Genomic DNA, 16,267 nt, shown 5'->3' on the forward strand with positions numbered 1-16,267 from the left:
CATGACAACGTTCGACCAGGAACTCACCGGCCGCTACGTCGCGGCCGGCGGCAACCGCCCCGACCTCGATGCCCGCCGCGTCGCCCGGGCCGTGTTCGTGCGCGACACCATCCGCACCCTCTTCAACGCCGACCAGAAGTTCGGGATCGACCCGGCCGACAACGGCCCTATCGCCGAGCTCGTCGACGCCGCCGAGGAACACCTCGAGCACATCGCCACCGACGTCAGCCAGCGATCAGTCATGGCGCCGCCCACCACAGGAGGAGACACCACATGAGGAAGCACCACTCCGTACTCGGGGGAGTGGCCCTCGCCCTCGCCCTCACCCTCACGGGCTGCTCGGACGACGGCACCGACCCAGAGGCCGAGGACACGCCGACCGCTACGCCGAGCTCGAGCCCGACGAGCACTGCGCCGGCGCCGAAGACTCCCGAGGAGAAAGCGGCGGCCCAGCTGGCGATGTACCTCGAGGTACGCGACCTCGCTTACCGGAAGCGGGACATCAACTTCAAGACACTCAATCCGGTCGCGACCGGTGAGGCGTTTCTGCAGTTGCAGCACACCGTCGCGAGCATGATGAATGAAAACGTCACGGTGACCGGGGAGTACGCGCACACGCTCGACGAGCCGCGGAATCGCGGGACTTCGATTCTGATCATCGACTGCGAGGACCGGACCAAGGTCACCTGGAAGAACGACGGGGCGATCCGGCAACCGGACTTCACCGACCCCAACGGAAACCCGCTCCGCAACCCCGCCCCGGTTGAGTACACGCTCGTCAAGGACAAGGGTGCGTGGAAGGTCTCCGACTCGGACCTGCTTTGGGATCAGCCATGCTGAGGAGACTTATTGCTCTCGTGGTGGCGTTGGCAGGGTCGCTCGTCATCGTGTTCGTCACCGCTTCCGCCGCGAGCGCTGACTGCACAGCCGACCCGGTGACCGGCGAAGTTGTCTGTGACGACGAGGATGGCGGCAACGACGGCGGCGGCGGTGACACAGGCGGCTCGTCGACTTGCTCGACCTCGGATGGTAGGGAGATCCCGTGCACTGGCCCCGGCGGGTCGGTGTGGAGCAGCAGCCATCAGTGCTGGGTCGGCGACGTCTGGGATCCGGGCGGGGAGGGCCCACTGCCGCCCCCTGGACAAACCAACGAGGACGGTGCGTGGCACATCTGCTACTGGCCGCCCCCAGGCTCCTCCTGGGATCCGGTCTGGATACAGAACGGCACGGTCACGATCGACCCGGTGGTTCTCGCCAACCGCGCGATCGCGTCGATGGACCTGGATCCGATCAGGATCGGCATCGTTCCCGAGCCCGGCCCCAACCGGGTCGGACTGGTTGGTCTGCCGGTGTGGATGTGGGTCGATAGCCCGACCGATGACACGTTCGGACCGATCACCGCGTCCGCCAGCGAAGGGCCGGTCTCAGTCAGCGCCACCGCCAGCGTCTCCAGCATCGTGTGGAACATGGGCGACGGCACCAAGGTGACCTGCACCGGCAAGGGGACGCCGTACGCCGATCACTACGGCAAGCAGGACTCCCCGACCTGCGGGCACCGCTACGCGAAGATGTCGACCGACCAGCCCGAGGGTGCGTACCTGGTCACCGCGACCAGTCACTGGGTGGTCGAGTGGACCGGTGGCGGGCAGTCCGGAACCATCGAGTTCGACCTGGCCACCGAGCCGCTCCCGATCCGCATCGGGGAGGCCCAGGTGCTGACCCAGTGACCCAGTACTAGCCGGGCGGATCACCGACACAGGTCCCCGTCCTCACAACAGGACGGGGACCTGTGTCGTTCGCTGCCCGAGCGCGGCCCGGAGGCACCGGGCCCGCCGAGCTGCGATGCTCGTGCTGCGGCTGCTGGACGTGAAAGCGCCCCAGGCGTCTCGGGTCACCTGGGGCTCGCGAGTAGTAGAGCATGGGTGGCTCGCCTGCGCAGACGGATGGGAAGAAGTCGCGCGGCCCTAGACGGTGGCCTTCGAGGTGCCAGCTGGCCCGTCACGTGACCTGGGTGCCGCCCTCCTGGCGGTCGACGAGGCGGGGACCCGGGCCAGCGCCGCGCCGACCTGGCTGTCCCGGCGAGAGGAAGCCGCGCCGTCGTGCGGTGCCGATCCAGTCCCGCACGGTCGGCTTGGGACGACCGAACTTCGTGGCGAGCCGACCCGTTAGCCCCGGCCCGTTGGCGGCTTCCTGAAGGTACGCGCGCGCTACGTCCTCGAGCAGCGTGTCCGGTAGCGCTGGTCGGCCGCGGCGCTTGCCTGCCGCGGAGCTCATCGCAGTCTCCAATGCGCTGAGTTCCTCGGGCAGGAGGTCCTCTACCGAGATGTCTCGCCGGCCGTCGAGGCCGAGTTGGGTGACGCCCTCGCTACGCCAGTCGTCTTGGGCGAGAGTCGCCTGAGCGCGAGCGACGATCTTGCCGAGCGGGATGCGGCGAAGGAGATCGCTCGTGATGAGCTGGCCAGGCTCAGCGCCGGGATCGCGGTCGGTTGGGGCGCGTTCCTCGTCGCCGCCGTCCTCGTATCGCCAGGTCAGTTTGAAGAGCTCGAGTTCGGCAATCTCCAGTCCGCGGCCGCGGTTGACCAGGATCCCGTAGACCCGGACCGGGAGGTCTCGCGACGTGTAGACGAAGTCCGCCACGTAGCCAGCGCCGCGCGCGCGGCTCTTCATGTAGAGCTCGAGGCGATCCGGCAGCGGCGCGTCGCCGGGAGAGTCAAAGCCGGGATCGAAAAGAGACTGCTTGAACAGGTCGTACATCTGGCGCGTCCGCGTGAAGTCGTAGGACAGGTCGCGGACATCGAGATGGTCGTCGCGCAAGTGATCGGTGGCGTTCTCGGTCATGGTCCCGACGGTAGGCCAGCAGGGTCGCGAACCGTACGGAAAAACCGTCCGACTTGAGGCGCTCGATTAGTCGTACGCCTGCGGCAGGCGCGGCGAGAACGGAAGAGGAGGCGGGGCGCTGACGTAGTGCGCACATGCAGCGAACATTGACCAAGTACCGGCGCGGAATTCTGACGAACGCCCCTCATCGGCGCGCCTGGTCTCAAGGTTCAGCCGGGCAAGTCCTGCCTCTCGAGCAAGTTCGCGGCACGATGCGCTATAGCTCGAACCAGTGTTTGCTTGCGGCGACATCTGCGAGCGGTCCGTCGCTCAGTGACGCTGTGACGAGCTGCTCGGCGGCCAGTACGAGCGACTGAGGGAAGTGGCTCGAGTCCGCCAGGATCGAACGTGCGTACTCCTCATCTCCGCGCCGCAAGGTCATCGTCAACAAGGGCGCGGACGCTCCGAACCGGCGCAGGCAGTCAAGCAGCTCGTCAGACGGGTTCGTTCGTAGGCGTGCTGCGCTCGCATTGAGCGCAGGCCAGGCGCCAATGCCGAATCGGGCCAGGTCGGACAGCTCCTCGTTCGTGAACATGGGCAGCTCGTCGAGCTGCTCGAACGTGGTGGAGTGCTGCGCGAGCAGCAGGCCGACGAGGGGGGAGAGAGCGGCGCCAGCCTGAACGAGTTCGGAGTTGAGCCGGCGGAGGAGGCCGGTCGCGCCGATCCTCGACGAGCCGGACACCAGCGCATGAAGCCGCGCGTCGGGCAGCGTCGTCACGACTGAATGAAGGAGTGCGAGCGATGACTGGACGACCGTCTGGTCGGCGGCCACGACGAGGGCCAGTGCCCAGGTCGCTCGAGAGAGGTCGTCGTCGAAGGACTCGACGACCGTCTTCCACCAGTCTGCGTTGCTTCGGTTGCGCCGAACTTCCCACACCAGCCGCCCATAGTCAGCGGCCGTCCCGAGGGGATCGGTGCCTTTCGTCTGGTCAACAGCTCCCGTGAACATGTCCGGCAGCCCAGACCCGATGACCGCGATTTCTGCCGCCAACCAGCACGGGCCGTAGATGTCGGCCAGTGCCCGGGCTGTGTTGCCCCAGGGCGCGACGGACCCGGCCTGTCCCTTGTTGAACCGGCGGGCCGCCTGAACCTTGCCGAAGCGTGCGTCGCGTGCCCGAAGTCGCTTAAAGGACGCCTGACGCTGGCTGTCGGTCTCGTGATTCTGGTGTAGCGCTCGCCCGGCTCCGTAGTCGGTGTTGAACTCTCGGATGCGGTAGAGGTGGGAATGCGGAGAGGCGGCGCGAAGAAGGTCGCCGGCCTCGGTGGTGGTCGGGATCGCGTAGTCGAGGGCCAGGCCATCCAGGACAACTTGGGTCATACGCTTCCCGAGGTCGCTGGCGTCTGGAGGCGCGACTCCGGCGTATGCGGCAGTCACCACGGCATGGTCATCAGGCAGAACGAGTCGCTCAATGTGTTGGGCGCGAAGCCGCGAGGGTGCGTCTGCGGCGCGACCGATTCGCAACCATGCCAGTTGGTCTTCCGGCGTCGCAGCTGCTTGAAGAAGCGGCTGCCACCAATCATCGAAGTCATGCCGCGGGACGAGTTGCCCTATCAGCGTCGCTCGGTCCCCGGCGATAGGGGAGTGGGGGTCGTTCTCGATTTGGGACTTGAGGATCGAAGCGTACGCATCGCCGCCCCACGCCGCTGATAGCGCCGGTCCGTCTGGTGCCTTTGCGATCGAGGTGAGGAGCCGGATGCTGAGGTCGTCGCTGAGGAGTTCGACCGCCTGGCGCTGCGTTCGTGGCTTGGCGCTGAACACGCCATCGGATAGGAGCGTCCACGTCGCGAGCCGCACCTGCCGGTGCCGGGTCGTCTGCGATTCGAGTTCCTCCGCGATGCCTTCGACCAGTCCTGCCAGCTCGTTGGGCCTGGCGAAGCCCGCGTAGAACCGTGCGGTGTTGAGCCAGTAGGCGCGCCGCACGAGTTCCCGTAGGACCGCGGAGGGGTCGAAGCCGTGCAGCCCGGCGCCCGCGAACTCGTTCAGGAAGCGGGCTGCGAAGAACTCACGCAGGGGCTGGACGTCGAACTCGAACGTCCCCTGCACCTTGCTCGTCAGTGCCCAGACGCGATCGGTCACAGTGGTGAAGAGCGCGTCGACCAGGCTTGTGTCCTTCTCGACGCCGAAGAGGTAGTCGAGGATCCCCTTCTTCAGGTCTTTCGTCGCGACCTGGCCGTTGGACTTGGTGGCCTCCGCCTGGCTCTGCAGGCGCCACCCGAGGAACGAGGTGACTTCCTCAAGGTCGTCGCGGAACTCCTCGACGGCCGGAGTCTTGGCTGCTTCGCGGTCGAGGAACTTCTCCATGTAGGACCGATAGAGATTTGTGCGGCCTACGGGCACTGAACTGCCGCGGATGTGCATCAGGTACAAGAGGATCGAGAGCTGCATCGGGTTGTCGGCCAGCTGCAGGATGTGGGGCTCTGCCGAGCGCTCGCGAAAGTTCCGCTCCAGGTCGTGACGGTCCCGTCCGCGGATCTTCTGGGCGTCGGCCCATCGGCGGAGGTACGCCGTCCGCAACTTTGGGGATAGGCGCGACAAGGTGATGGTCTCGAACATGTCCTGGGTGGGCTCGGCCATGCCGGATGCATTAGGACGCGTCGTGACGACGAGTTGCGGTGGGGTGACGCTGTTGCCGAGGCGTGAGGCAAACCGGTCGATCTCGGCCACCACCCGGTCCCTCGTCGTCGGGCTCGCCACCTCGTCGAGTCCGTCCAGGACTACGAGCGTCGGAAACCGGTGGAGGATGTCGTCGACGTCGGCTTGGGTCGCCTTGTGGCCCCCGCTCTTTGTCGTGATGAGGTCTGCTAGGAACTGCTCGATCGAGCCCGGGCGAGGCGCCTTGCCCTTCTTGTTGCCCTCGCTGAATGGATCCCGTCCTGAGAGCCAGGTCGAGTAGTCGCGCAGATCTGCCCGGATCGGCAGACGCGGGCTATCGGTGGTCAACTCCGGTGCGGGGCCGGGTCGGTACTCGCCCTCGGGAAGGAATGCGGCCCGGTGCACCTGGCAGAGGTACTGGCCCAGGGTCGACTTGCCCTGGCCCGGTTCGCCTCTGACGAGCGTCAGCGGACGTCTGGCCGCCAGCAGGTAGGCGGCGGCTCCGCCGAGTGCCTCAGCCGGCGGGGAGACGGGGTTGAGATCCGCGGTGCGGCGAGCCTCGCCGCTGCGAAGCGCCTCGACGTCGATGAAGAGGTCGGCCAAGAAGTGGGAGTCCAGCTCGACCTGCTTGAACTTCACCTTGGCATCGTCGACCCACTGGGTGCTAAGCAGCTTGAGAAGCAGTGCTCGCAGTTCCTGGTCCTTGGCCTCAATGTCGTCGGCTTCGATGACGTACCGGACGGCATCGACGCCGGCGAGCATCTCTTGGTAGGTCCACTTGAGACTGGTTGGCGCGCTGTCGACGCGGGCGTCGATGTCTGCACGCCACCAGCACTGCATCGGGACCCCGAACGTCTTGCTGTGGGCGACCAGCCGCTGGTCGAGCTTGTCCATCGTGCCGCGGCTACGCGCCGAGGTCCCGGCGATCGACGTCAAGAGGTAGTACCGGGTGGCGCCGTCCTTTACGAGCTGCTTGATGTTCTCCGCTTCCTGATTGATGGCGGAGTCGAGCCACGCGACCGGATCGCGCAGGGGCTTACTTGTCCACTTCACCTGGTAGATGGCATCGCCGGTCGTCGGGTCCTTGTGGACGGCGTCTCGACCTCCATCGGCCTGACCCACCGGGTAGCAGGTGACGTTTGGGAAGAGGTGCGCAAGGAGTGCCCCGCACAGCTCCTGGAATCGTTTGTCAGTCAGCCGCTCGTAGAGGTACCGGCTCGATGACGCCGTCTCGCGTGGTGCCATTGGCTTCGACGTACTCCTCGCAGGCTCCCGTCGGTACGTCCGGATCCTAGACGTGAGCACGGACAACCGTGGCCCTATGCGGGTCTTTCATCGCGGCCACGCGCGGTAGCTGGTGCCGCCCTAAGTCCAGCGGCCCGGTGTTCTTTGAACAACGTTGCGTTCGTTCAAAGTTCGCTGCATCTCGACAACATAGGCCTCGCGCCACCGTGGCCAAGAAGTTCCTGCAACTTTCGGGGGGACGCCCTCTGACCTGCGGAAACGCGCGTCCCCCCTCTGCGTCCCCCCCTCCAAATCGGGGGTTAGGGGGGACGGATGCGGGGACGCCGGCTCGCGACCTTTCTGCCGTGCACAGCCACGGACGAAAGGAGCGAGTGCGATGAGTGTGGGCGACCAGCTCGGCCTCGACGACAACAGCGAATTGCTCGACCAGGCCCGCCAGAAGTGGCCGGCCTGGGTGGCCGCGGATCGACGGCTTAGAGTCGTCGAGGAGTTCGACGACCTCCGGGCTTGGCTGCCCTCGGTGGACAGCGCAGCCTCTGACGAGGTCCTCCTGGCGCTGGCCATGTTGGCGGCTCCCGATGGGGGCGACGAGATCGCCGCCGCGGCCGCGCTCGCCAAGTGCCTGCTGCCCGGTGCGTGCCGGCTGGCCGGATGGCTGAGCACCCTGCCACCCCGTGAGGTCTTCCGTGACAGCCAGCCCGTCGCGGCCGGTTCCTGGTCGGCCGTGGAGCGGATCGACGAGCTTGTGGCCTCCCAGCTGTGGATCGAGGTCCGGACCTTCAAGTGGCGCCGGCTGCGCAAGGTCGCCGCGAACATCCTGATCAACACCCGCGTCGGTGTCCTGCGTGAGGTCGGGGACTTCTTCTACGTCTCCCGGGCCGACCGCACGTGGGCGAACACCACCCTCGTGGAGTCCTTCTCGTCCGGCGACTTGGCGGACGGTGACGCGGGAGCGTGGAGCGCCGCGGCGATGCCGACCGAGCGGGTTGCCGGCGCACTGTTCCACCGACCCGAGATCTTCGCCGACGCCGGCCCGGAGCAGGAGGAGCCGTCGGCCACCGAGGAGCTGCTGGAGCTGCTGGCGTGGGCGTGTGAGAACCAGGTGATCAGCCCGGCCGACCGCTACCTGCTGCTGTGCCTGGTCGACGAGGCCGACCGGGTCGAGACCCGCAACCTCGCCCGCGGCTACGGCGGCCTCCTCAGTAACGAGGTGTCCAGCCGGGTCGCACCCCGGGTCGGGGTCTCTGAGGCAACCGTCCGTCGCCACGGCTCGCGCAGCGTGCGCGCCCTTGCCGCGGCCGCCCCGAGGAAGTTCGGCCATGACGAATGAGCGCAACCGTGATCGCTCCCACCGCCCCACGACACATAGGCGACTGGAGGTGGTGAAGCCCATGACAAACACCCAGGACGACGGCGAGAGCCGGACGCCGGAGAAGATCGCCGAACTGTTCGCGATCGCCGGCCGCGAGGTCGAGGCGATCGAGCAGCTCACCGGCTGCGTCGCCCAGTTGCACGAGGTTCAGGCCGCCAAGGCGCAGCTGGTCAGCCTGACCCCGGCTGAGGTCCGCGCCGCGCTCGAGTTCCGCCGCGGCGGCATCGGGGAGGCCCAGTGAGTACCCAGACCTCGAGCCGCCCGGTCGGCGTCGACGAGCTTAAGCGGGCCTGGAACGCGCTGAACGCTGGCGAGTTCCGCGCGGGCGTCGGTGTCGGCAAGGGACCCCGCGGCCGCGGAACCGCCGCCGCGGACGACTGGTCACCGGCCGACGACGAGCACACCATCGCCGTGATCGGATGCGCCGGGTCGGTGGGAGCCAGCACCGTCGCTCTGGCTGCTGGCTTGGCCGCCGCCGGCCCGGTCCGGGTGATCGAGTGCTGCTCGGTCACCGCCTCCGGTCTCGCCGCAGCAAGCACCGCCGAGCTCGGCCTGCACCCGACCGACTGGCGTCAGGGCAAGCGCGACCACGTCCTGCTCGAGCGGGCCAGCGAGGTCCTCGCCGGCGTCGACAAGGTCCCGCTGCCGATCGCAGCCGAGAACCAGACCCAGCTGACCATCCTCGACGTCGGCTGGGAGGCTGGCCAGTTGCTGGCCACCGACTGCTGGCTCGCCGAGGCCGTCCGCACCGCCGACCATGTCGTCCTGGTCACTACCGCCACCGTCCCCGGGATGCGGCGCGCCTCGGTCGCGCTGGAGCTGCTGGCGAACCACTGGCCGCCCGAGCAGGTCGCCCTCGCCGTGCGCGGGCCGCGCCGCAAGAAGTGGGCCCGGGGCCTCGAGCACGCCGGCGGACCCGCCGTACGTCGTGCCCTGGATGCGGACCGGTGCGTGGAGATCCCCGAGGACCGCGAGCTCGCGGTCAACGGCCTGGACTCCCGGCCCGTCCCGGCCCCCCTGATCTCGGCAGCCCGCCAGCTGCTCGAGCCCGCACACCTGCCCGCCGACACCAGCGAAAGCTCCTGACCCGAACCGGGGTCAGCAACCCAGAAAGGAAGTCCACCCGTGGACGTCATGACCGCACTCCTCCCGATGGCCGCCCAGGTCTGCCCGAAGGCGCCGCCGGGTGCCGTCGGACCCACCAACGAGATCACCAGCTACGTGCTGTGGGGCGTGATCGTCCTGTTCGGTCTCGGCATCATCATCGCCATCGGCGCGATCATCGCCGGCCGGGTGTTCTCCCTGCCGCACGCCTCCAAGGTCGGCGTGATCTCGGTGGTGGTGGTGTTCGCGTGCGCGATCGCCTACCTGGTCCTGCCCGGCATGCTCAATGGGATCCTCGGCAAGGGCTGCATCTGATGCGGCGCGCAGTCACCAGGAAGGCCGAAGGCGCCACGGAGTGGGGCCGGCGCCGCCTGCTCGGGATCCTGGTCGCCGCCGTCGTCGTGGCTGCGCTCCTGCTCGGTGGCCTCGGCTGCGCGGTCTACCTGGCCATCGCCGGCATCGGCGGGGAAGCCAGCGCGAACATCGGTGTGGCCACCGGCGAGACCGACCGCTCGACGGTGGCCCAGGGTGCTGCGCACCGCGACGAGATCGCCGCCGAGCCGATGCTGTCGGTTCCCGAGAGCGCCGCCTTCCCGGCCGAGACCATCAGCTCCGAGGCGCCCGCGATCAAGATCCCTGCCGGTAGCGGCGTGAACGGACCCGCGTTCGTGATGACCGGGTTCCCGCACACCCCCGAGGGCGCGATCGGCCAGCTCGCCCAGATCGAACTCGCGGTGCTGCAGTCGATGAGCCTGACCACGGCCGCAGAGGTCTACAACGCGTGGGCACTGCCGGGCGGGGTCCGCGCGGAGGAATGGTGGATCACCGCCAGCGTCCGGGCGTTCCTGACCAGCACCGGAATGGGCGAGGTCAAGGACCCCAGCTCCTCGGTCTCCCTCGAGCCGGCCGCCGCGCTCGTGAAGGGAACCGACGGGCCCGACTGGACCACCGTCTGCGTGCTGATGAAGGTCACCGCCTCCTACAAGCAGGAAGGCCAGATCGCCTTCGCGCACTGCGAGCGCATGCAGTGGGTCGGCGCCCGCTGGATGGTCGCCCCCGGCGCCCCGCCCGCACCTGCCCCCGCGACCTGGCCCGGCACCCAGCTGGCCCACGAGGCCGGCTGGCGCACCTGGTCGACCGACGACACCACTGACCCTGACCACATCGAGGGGGACCACTGATGAACAACCTGACGACCGGCAACGACGACTCGCGCAGCCCCCTGGTGCGCATCGGCATCCTAGTGGCGATCGCCTCCATGGTGGCCACCGTCGTCTGGCTCGGTGCCCGCAGCCGGGCCGACGACTCCGGCACCTCGGACACGACCGGCGGCGACAACTCGAGCCAGACGGTCGAGAACACCTCGGTCGAGCAGGTCGCACCGGAGGCCGCGCCGGCCGACGGCGTGGTGATCCCCACCGCCGCCGACCAGATCGACGGCTACCCGACCGGGTTCCCGGCCACAGACCTGGGCGCCGTGGCGCTGCAGGTCGAAGTGGCCAAGGCCCAGCTTGGGTTCGACTACGACCAGGCGGTCACCGTCGCCGGCCTCTACGCCAACCCCGAGGATAAGGCTGTCTTCGAGGAGCGCGCCCGCGCCGCGGTCGCACTGCGCCGCCAGCAGGCCGGCGTCCCGAAGGAGGGCGACGTGCCCGCACCCGCGTCCTACGCCGTCACCCCGGTCGCCTACACCCTCGAGCAGCTGGACACCGGCTACTACGCGGTGAACCTGCTCAGCTACGTCACACTCACCACCGCCGACGGCAAGGTCAAGGACAGCCTCTACGCCGGCACTCAGCTGATGCGGTGGCTCGACGGTGACTGGCGACTGGTCCAGGGCAGCGAGGCGGACATCGAGCACCTGGTCTCGGCGGGCCAGGCGCAGGCCGTGGCTCCCGGCACCCCCGAGTTCGACAAGGCCGGCTGGATCCGGATCAACGGAGCGCCCCAGTGAGCACCACCGTGGGCCGGGCGAGCCGATTGGGCATCGTCGCCCTGGCGGTCCTGGTGCTCACCACGCTCCTCGGAGCTGCATTGACCCTCCAGTCGCCGGCCGCCGCGGCCAGCGAGCCGGCCGCCAGCTCGGCGAACCTCGCCCCGGTCGCGACGACCGGCAAGCTGCCGGCCCGCAACGTCAAGATGGGCTGCCCCGGGCCCGACGCCCTGTGCGACCTCGGCGGCGACGCCGTCGACTGCGGCAAGGACCCGATCGAGTGCGGCAAGGACGCCGCCGACGACGTCAAGAACGGCGCTGGCAATGTGCTCGACGGCGCGGGCAACGTGGTCGACGGCGCCGGCGATCTGCTCCCGGACGGCTGCGGGATCCTCGACGCGATCTGCGGCAACATCGGCGGGTTGCCAGGGCTGCCGGGCGTCCCCGGCCTGCCCGGAATCCCCGGGCTGCCCAACGTCGGCGACCTCTTCGGCGGTGGCATCCCCGGTCTGGGCGACATTCCCAACCCTTTCGAGGCCATCGGCGACGTCATCGCCAAGGCCGCGGCCGACGCCTGGACCGCGGCCATGCTCGCGATCTGGAACTCCGGCCTGTTCGTGCTGCGCATCGTGCTCACATTCAGCGAGCTGTTCTTGACCCCGGACCTGAGCGCCGACGGCCCGGGCAAGGACGTCTACGCCTTCACCCTGTGGCTGGCGCTGTCACTGGTGGTCATCTTGGCGATGATCCAGCTCGGCGCCGCGGCCTTCAAACGCGAGGGCAAGAGCCTTGCTCGGGCCTTCATCGGCGCCGGCCAGTTCGTCATCGTCTGCGCCTGCTGGTTCGGCTACTGCGTCATGATCGTCGCCGCCTGCGGGGCCCTCACCAAGGAGCTGATGAAGGCGCTGCTCAAGGTGCAGACCTGGCCCGACTGGGACCCGCTCGGGGGACTCGGCGTCGACGACATCACCGACGCCGGCGTGGCCACCGCGCTGGCCTTCCTCGGCATCTTCCTGTGGCTGGCCGCCATCGGCCACGTCCTGGTCTACCTCGCCCGGGCGGCCTCGCTCCTGGTGCTCACCGCCACGGGGCCACTCTCAGCGGCCGGACTGGTCTCGGAGTTCACCCGCTCCTGGTTCTGGAAGTCGCTGCGATGGTTCCACGCCGCTGCGTTCACTCCGGTGCTGATGGTGATGGTGCTGGGCATCGGCGTGCAGTTCGCCGACGGCGTCGCGGCGCACCTGGCCGAGGACACGGCCAAGGCCTTCGGCACCGCGCTGCCGGCCGTGATGACGATCCTGATCAGCGTCGTCGCCCCGCTGGCCCTGTTCAAGCTCCTGGCCTTCGTCGACCCCGGCACCCCCAGCGGCGCATCGTTCCGCCAGGGCATGGCAATTCAGGGCGGCCTCCAGGGCCTGCTCGGCGGCGGTGGCGCGGGCGGCGGCTCGTCCGCCGCGTCGACCACCGACTCCAACGGTCGCTCCTCGGGCGAGCAGAGCGCCGAGGCCTCGACCGGCGACCGGTTCAACAAGTCGACACAGGGCGTCCTGGGCAGCTTCGGCCCGGTCGGCCAGGCGCTGTCGACCGGCATGGGCTGGATCAACTCCGCCGGTGCCAAGGCGACCTCCTTGATGTCGGACGAGACCAACCAGGCCGGTGTCGGCCAGAGCACCTATGGCCCCGACTTCAGCGGCATGGGTGGCCGGCAGTCCGGCGGCGACCAGTCCGGCGGCCTGGGCGGAACGCACCCCGGCTCGCAGAACAGCGGGGACGACGACTCGTCGATGCCGACCCCGCCCACGCCTCCTGTGCCGCCCACCCCGCCGACGCTGCCCACTGGCGGCGGACCCGCTGGCGGCTCGGGTGGTGGCTCCGGCGGCGGGGGAGCGGGCGCAGCTCCCAAGACCCCGGCCGCGGGTGGTGGGGGGGCGGCCGGAGGTGCCGGCGGCGCCGGTGCGGCAGCTGGCGGCATCCCACCGGTGGCGGTGTAGCCGATGCGCCGACCTCGCCACCTCCAGCACCGACCGACACCCACCGATCGCCAAGACATCGCGATTGACCAGGAAGGAAGCCGACGATGACCACCTACGCCGACTACCAGCGAGACCGCATCGGCTGGTTCTTCGGCCTCTCCGGAGGCCAGCTGATGTTCCTGGCGCTAGCCAGCCTGCCGGCGTTCTGGGCGATCAGCCGTACCGCGTGGTTCTCCGCGTTCCTGTTCGCCCTGGTCTGGGTGTTCCTGCTGACCATCACCGTGATCCCGGTGCGCGGCCGCTCGGCCACCGGCTGGGTGTTCGCCTCGACGATGTACGCCGTCGGCGGCCTGTTCGGCTGGACCTCGTTCCGCAACAAGGCCACCCAGGGCCGCGCCGAGGACCTCGACACCCCCGACCTGCCCGGCGTCCTCCAGGGCGTCCAGATCCACGACGGCCCGCCGCACGGTTCGCAGCTGCAGCGCGTCGCGATCATCGAGGACCACGCCATGAAGACCTGGGCGGTCACTGCATCGGTCGTCCACCCCGGCATCGGCATGAAGGACACCGAAGAGCGCGCCCGCTACGGCGACGCGCTGGCAGGACTGCTCGACGTCGCCGGCCGCACCGAGAAGGTCGACGAGATCCTCTTCATGGTCCGCACCGTCCCCGAGGACGGCGCCGAGCGCGACCTGTGGGTCAACCGCCACCGCCGCCCCAACGCCCCGGAGCTGTCGGAGGTCGTCAACAGCGACCTGGCCCACGGCCTCACCCAGGCATCGGTGCGCACCGAGACGTTCGTGACGATCGTCGTCCCGGAGACCAGGATCGCTCGGTCGGCCAAAGAGTCCGGGGGCGGCTTCGAGGGCCGCTGCCGCGAGCTCTACCTGCTCATGGGCGAGATCGAGGCCCAGCTGCGCGGCCCGATGGGGATGACTCAGGTCCGCTGGCTCACCAGCCCCGAGCTCGCGCTGGCCTGCCGGACCGGATTCGCGCCCGGCGACCGCGCCGGCATCGTCGAGGCCCTCTCGCTGCGGGAGAAGGACCCAAGCGTCAACGCCGACGTCCCGTGGGCGATGGCCGGCCCCTCAGGTGCCGACGCCACGGTGCGGCACTACAGCCACGACGCCTGGAACTCGGTCAGCGCCACCATCAAGCTCCCGACCCGCGGCGTCGCGATGGGCGCCCTGGCACCCATCCTCACCCCCAGCGAGTTCGGCGAGCGGCGTTCGTTCGTCGTCGCGTACCCGATCGTGTCCCAGACCAAGGCCGACCGACAGTCCGGCAACGCCGAATGGGCCGCCGACCTGGCCGAGGGGATGAACGAGAAGCTCGGCCGCAAGACCCGCGCCAAGCAGCGCGACGAAGCGCACAAGGCCCGCGGCCTGGACGCCAAGCTGGCCCGCGGCAACTCGCTGACCCGCCCCTACGGCGTATGCACGGTCACCGTCCCAAAGTCGATGCGGATCACCGAGTTCGGACGCCGCCTGGACGCCTCGGTCCGCCGCGCCGGGTTCGCGCCGCTGCGCCTCGACCTCGCCCAGGACGTCGGGTTCGCCGCGTCCACCATCCCCCTCGGCACGAGCCTGACCCGGAGCGGAGACGCCTGATGACCACCACCCGCCGGAACCGCCGTGGCGGCCGCGACATGGCTGCCCTTCTCTCCGACTTCGGGCACGACCTGCCCACGATCCCCACGCTCGCCCCGGAGGCCAAGGAGCCCCGGCTCTTCCGCTACGCGCCGCGCCGCGGTGCCACCCGCCGCGGCCGAGGCTGGGCCGCCGCCACCGCCCCGGCGATGGCCTGGCGGATGACCAGCGACCAGGCCCCGGTGTTCTGGCCCTTCGTCTCCGCTCCCGCCCTGCCCCCGACAGGCGCCCAGATGGGCGTCGACCAGCTCTCCGGCGGCAGCTTCTACTGCGACCCGTTCGGGTGGGTGCTGCGCGACGACGTACCTGCGACCAACCCCAACATCTTCCAGTTCGCCAAGCCGGGAAGTGGCAAGTCCGGCACCACCAAGGCGTTCTGCACCCGCATGATGCCGTTCGGCTACCGCACCCTGGTCACCGGAGACGTCAAGGACGAGTACGAGTCGCTGTGCCACGCTCTCGGTGTCGAACCCTTCGTCATCGCCCCCGGCTTCTGGGCCCGGGTCAACCCGCTGGACAAGGGGCCGCTCGGCGACGGGTGGGAGAAGCTCTCGGCCGAAGAGGCGCAGCGTCGCGCCACGATCATCTTCAAGCGGTGGCTGGTCCTCGTCCGCGGCCTGGTCGGCAGCATGAAGATCGACGACGAGCGCCGGGTGCCGTTCGGCCCCGACGAGAGCGACGTCGTGCGCAACGCACTGGCCATCCTCACCGGCTACGCCGCCGGCAACAGCGTCCTGGCCGAGACCACCATCCCGCGGCTGTGGGACCTGCTGCGCAACCCCACCGAGGAACTCGTCCGGGCCTGCGAGTACGCGAACACCCGCGTGTTCCTCGACGATACCCGGCTGCTGCGCAACGCGCTCGGCGAGCTGGTCACCGGCACCCTCGCTGGCCTGTTCGACGACTTCACCAACATCGAGGTCGACTGGCAGGCCCCGATCCAGTCGTTCAGCCTCTCCCGGCTCGACGGCCTCGGCGATGAGGCCGTGGGCATCGCGCTGCTGTGCATGAACTCTTGGGGGCGCGGTCTGAGGGAGATCGCCGAGCCCGGCGACCTGCGCATCGTGGTCCGTGACGAGGTCTGGAAGCAGATGCGTCTCGGAACCGCCGCGGTGGCCAGCTTCGACGCCGACCTTCGGCTCTCACGCGGCATGGCCGGCAAGGGCGGCGACATCCAGTTCTGCAACCTCCACAAGCCCTCCGACCTGCTCTCGGTCGGCGACGCCGACTCCCAGGCCGCGATGATCGCCAAGGACCTCCTCGAGCTGGCCGACATCAAGATCCTCGGCGCCCAGAAGCCCCGGGTCGCCCGCGAGCTCGACTCCATGCTCGGGCTCGGCCCGATCGCCCAGGACCTCGTCTCCGGGTGGGCCATGCAGGACAAGGGCCGCGCCCTGTGGTGCATCGGCGACGCCACCTACAAGGTCCAGACGGCGCTCCACCCGCTGGAGAAGAAGCTCTATTACACCAACGAGGCCATCGAGTCCGCCGCCTGAGCGCGCGCGATCTCGGGACTGACCT

At 69.1% G+C, this 16,267-nt stretch carries 14 protein-coding genes; 12 read left to right on the top strand and 2 right to left on the bottom strand.

Translation table 11 applies throughout. The features are described from left to right. Nucleotide 1: 1 nt before the first annotated feature. From ABD086_RS15210 to ABD086_RS15220, 3 genes are read left to right on the top strand one after another with little or no spacing between them, the layout of a single operon-like run. Nucleotides 2-277: a hypothetical protein gene (locus ABD086_RS15210; protein ID WP_343908411.1), complete on the top strand. Its 276-nt coding sequence runs from the start codon at nt 2-4 to the stop codon at nt 275-277. Then, nucleotides 274-840 (top strand): hypothetical protein, encoded by a 567-nt coding sequence (locus tag ABD086_RS15215; RefSeq protein ID WP_343908412.1) that lies wholly within the window; start codon nt 274-276, stop codon nt 838-840. The genes ABD086_RS15210 and ABD086_RS15215 overlap by 4 nt, the downstream gene beginning before the upstream one ends. Beyond that, nucleotides 834-1,727 (top strand): hypothetical protein, encoded by an 894-nt coding sequence (locus ABD086_RS15220; protein WP_343908413.1) that lies wholly within the window; start codon nt 834-836, stop codon nt 1,725-1,727. Before ABD086_RS15215 ends, ABD086_RS15220 begins: the two co-directional genes overlap by 7 nt. 271 nt (nt 1,728-1,998) lie before the next feature. On the opposite strand, the gene ABD086_RS15225 is transcribed toward ABD086_RS15220, so the two are convergent. Both ABD086_RS15225 and ABD086_RS15230 read right to left on the bottom strand, forming a co-directional pair. Beyond that, nucleotides 1,999-2,838 (bottom strand): hypothetical protein, encoded by an 840-nt coding sequence (locus ABD086_RS15225; protein WP_343908414.1) that lies wholly within the window; start codon nt 2,836-2,838, stop codon nt 1,999-2,001. 256 nt (nt 2,839-3,094) lie between these two features. Beyond that, nucleotides 3,095-6,715 carry an NACHT domain-containing protein gene (locus ABD086_RS15230; RefSeq protein ID WP_343908415.1) on the bottom strand — a complete coding sequence of 1,207 codons (3,621 nt, stop codon included), beginning with the start codon at nt 6,713-6,715 and terminating at the stop codon, nt 3,095-3,097. Nucleotides 6,716-7,091: 376 nt separating this feature from the next. Between ABD086_RS15230 and ABD086_RS15235 the strand changes: the two genes are divergently transcribed. The 9 genes from ABD086_RS15235 to ABD086_RS15275 all read left to right on the top strand — a co-directional run bounded on the left by ABD086_RS15235 (nt 7,092) and on the right by ABD086_RS15275 (nt 16,242). Then, nucleotides 7,092-8,045, top strand: coding sequence for a hypothetical protein (locus tag ABD086_RS15235; RefSeq protein ID WP_343908416.1), 954 nt, complete (start codon nt 7,092-7,094; stop codon nt 8,043-8,045). 61 nt (nt 8,046-8,106) lie between these two features. After that, the gene (locus ABD086_RS15240; RefSeq protein WP_343908417.1) at nt 8,107-8,328 is read left to right on the top strand and encodes a hypothetical protein; all 222 of its coding nucleotides are present in this window, start codon (nt 8,107-8,109) and stop codon (nt 8,326-8,328) included. Continuing rightward, a complete protein-coding gene (locus ABD086_RS15245; protein WP_343908418.1) occupies nt 8,325-9,173 on the top strand; it encodes a hypothetical protein in 849 nt (282 codons plus the stop codon). Before ABD086_RS15240 ends, ABD086_RS15245 begins: the two co-directional genes overlap by 4 nt. Nucleotides 9,174-9,221: 48 nt before the next feature. Then, entirely contained in the window at nt 9,222-9,506 is a 285-nt protein-coding gene (locus tag ABD086_RS15250) for a hypothetical protein (protein ID WP_343908509.1), read from the top strand. Next, nucleotides 9,506-10,372 (top strand): hypothetical protein, encoded by an 867-nt coding sequence (locus ABD086_RS15255; protein WP_343908419.1) that lies wholly within the window; start codon nt 9,506-9,508, stop codon nt 10,370-10,372. The genes ABD086_RS15250 and ABD086_RS15255 overlap by 1 nt, the downstream gene beginning before the upstream one ends. Beyond that, a complete protein-coding gene (locus ABD086_RS15260; RefSeq protein ID WP_343908420.1) occupies nt 10,372-11,145 on the top strand; it encodes a hypothetical protein in 774 nt (257 codons plus the stop codon). Before ABD086_RS15255 ends, ABD086_RS15260 begins: the two co-directional genes overlap by 1 nt. Beyond that, the gene (locus ABD086_RS15265; protein WP_343908421.1) at nt 11,142-13,115 is read left to right on the top strand and encodes a type IV secretion system protein; all 1,974 of its coding nucleotides are present in this window, start codon (nt 11,142-11,144) and stop codon (nt 13,113-13,115) included. Before ABD086_RS15260 ends, ABD086_RS15265 begins: the two co-directional genes overlap by 4 nt. Before the next feature lie 86 nt (nt 13,116-13,201). Further along, on the top strand, nt 13,202-14,707 hold the full coding sequence (locus ABD086_RS15270) for an SCO6880 family protein (RefSeq protein ID WP_343908422.1): 1,506 nt from the start codon (nt 13,202-13,204) through the stop codon (nt 14,705-14,707). After that, nucleotides 14,707-16,242 (top strand): ATP-binding protein, encoded by a 1,536-nt coding sequence (locus ABD086_RS15275; RefSeq protein ID WP_343908423.1) that lies wholly within the window; start codon nt 14,707-14,709, stop codon nt 16,240-16,242. Before ABD086_RS15270 ends, ABD086_RS15275 begins: the two co-directional genes overlap by 1 nt. Nucleotides 16,243-16,267: the final 25 nt, after the last annotated feature.

Origin of the sequence: Nocardioides aquiterrae, assembly GCF_039526625.1 — a bacterium.
Lineage (GTDB): Bacteria > Actinomycetota > Actinomycetes > Propionibacteriales > Nocardioidaceae > Nocardioides > Nocardioides aquiterrae.

Excerpts from the sequence above, each read along its gene's own strand:
- ABD086_RS15225 (WP_343908414.1), bottom strand. The coding sequence starts at position 2,838 with ATGACCGAGAACGCCACCGATCACTTGCGCGACGACCATCTCGATGTC.
- ABD086_RS15260 (WP_343908420.1), top strand. The coding sequence starts at position 10,372 with ATGAACAACCTGACGACCGGCAACGACGACTCGCGCAGCCCCCTGGTG.
- ABD086_RS15255 (WP_343908419.1), top strand. The coding sequence starts at position 9,506 with ATGCGGCGCGCAGTCACCAGGAAGGCCGAAGGCGCCACGGAGTGGGGC.
- ABD086_RS15210 (WP_343908411.1), top strand. The coding sequence starts at position 2 with ATGACAACGTTCGACCAGGAACTCACCGGCCGCTACGTCGCGGCCGGC.
- ABD086_RS15240 (WP_343908417.1), top strand. The coding sequence starts at position 8,107 with ATGACAAACACCCAGGACGACGGCGAGAGCCGGACGCCGGAGAAGATC.
- ABD086_RS15250 (WP_343908509.1), top strand. The coding sequence starts at position 9,222 with ATGACCGCACTCCTCCCGATGGCCGCCCAGGTCTGCCCGAAGGCGCCG.
- ABD086_RS15270 (WP_343908422.1), top strand. The coding sequence starts at position 13,202 with ATGACCACCTACGCCGACTACCAGCGAGACCGCATCGGCTGGTTCTTC.
- ABD086_RS15230 (WP_343908415.1), bottom strand. The coding sequence starts at position 6,715 with ATGGCACCACGCGAGACGGCGTCATCGAGCCGGTACCTCTACGAGCGG.
- ABD086_RS15275 (WP_343908423.1), top strand. The coding sequence starts at position 14,707 with ATGACCACCACCCGCCGGAACCGCCGTGGCGGCCGCGACATGGCTGCC.
- ABD086_RS15220 (WP_343908413.1), top strand. The coding sequence starts at position 834 with ATGCTGAGGAGACTTATTGCTCTCGTGGTGGCGTTGGCAGGGTCGCTC.
- ABD086_RS15215 (WP_343908412.1), top strand. The coding sequence starts at position 274 with ATGAGGAAGCACCACTCCGTACTCGGGGGAGTGGCCCTCGCCCTCGCC.
- ABD086_RS15235 (WP_343908416.1), top strand. The coding sequence starts at position 7,092 with ATGAGTGTGGGCGACCAGCTCGGCCTCGACGACAACAGCGAATTGCTC.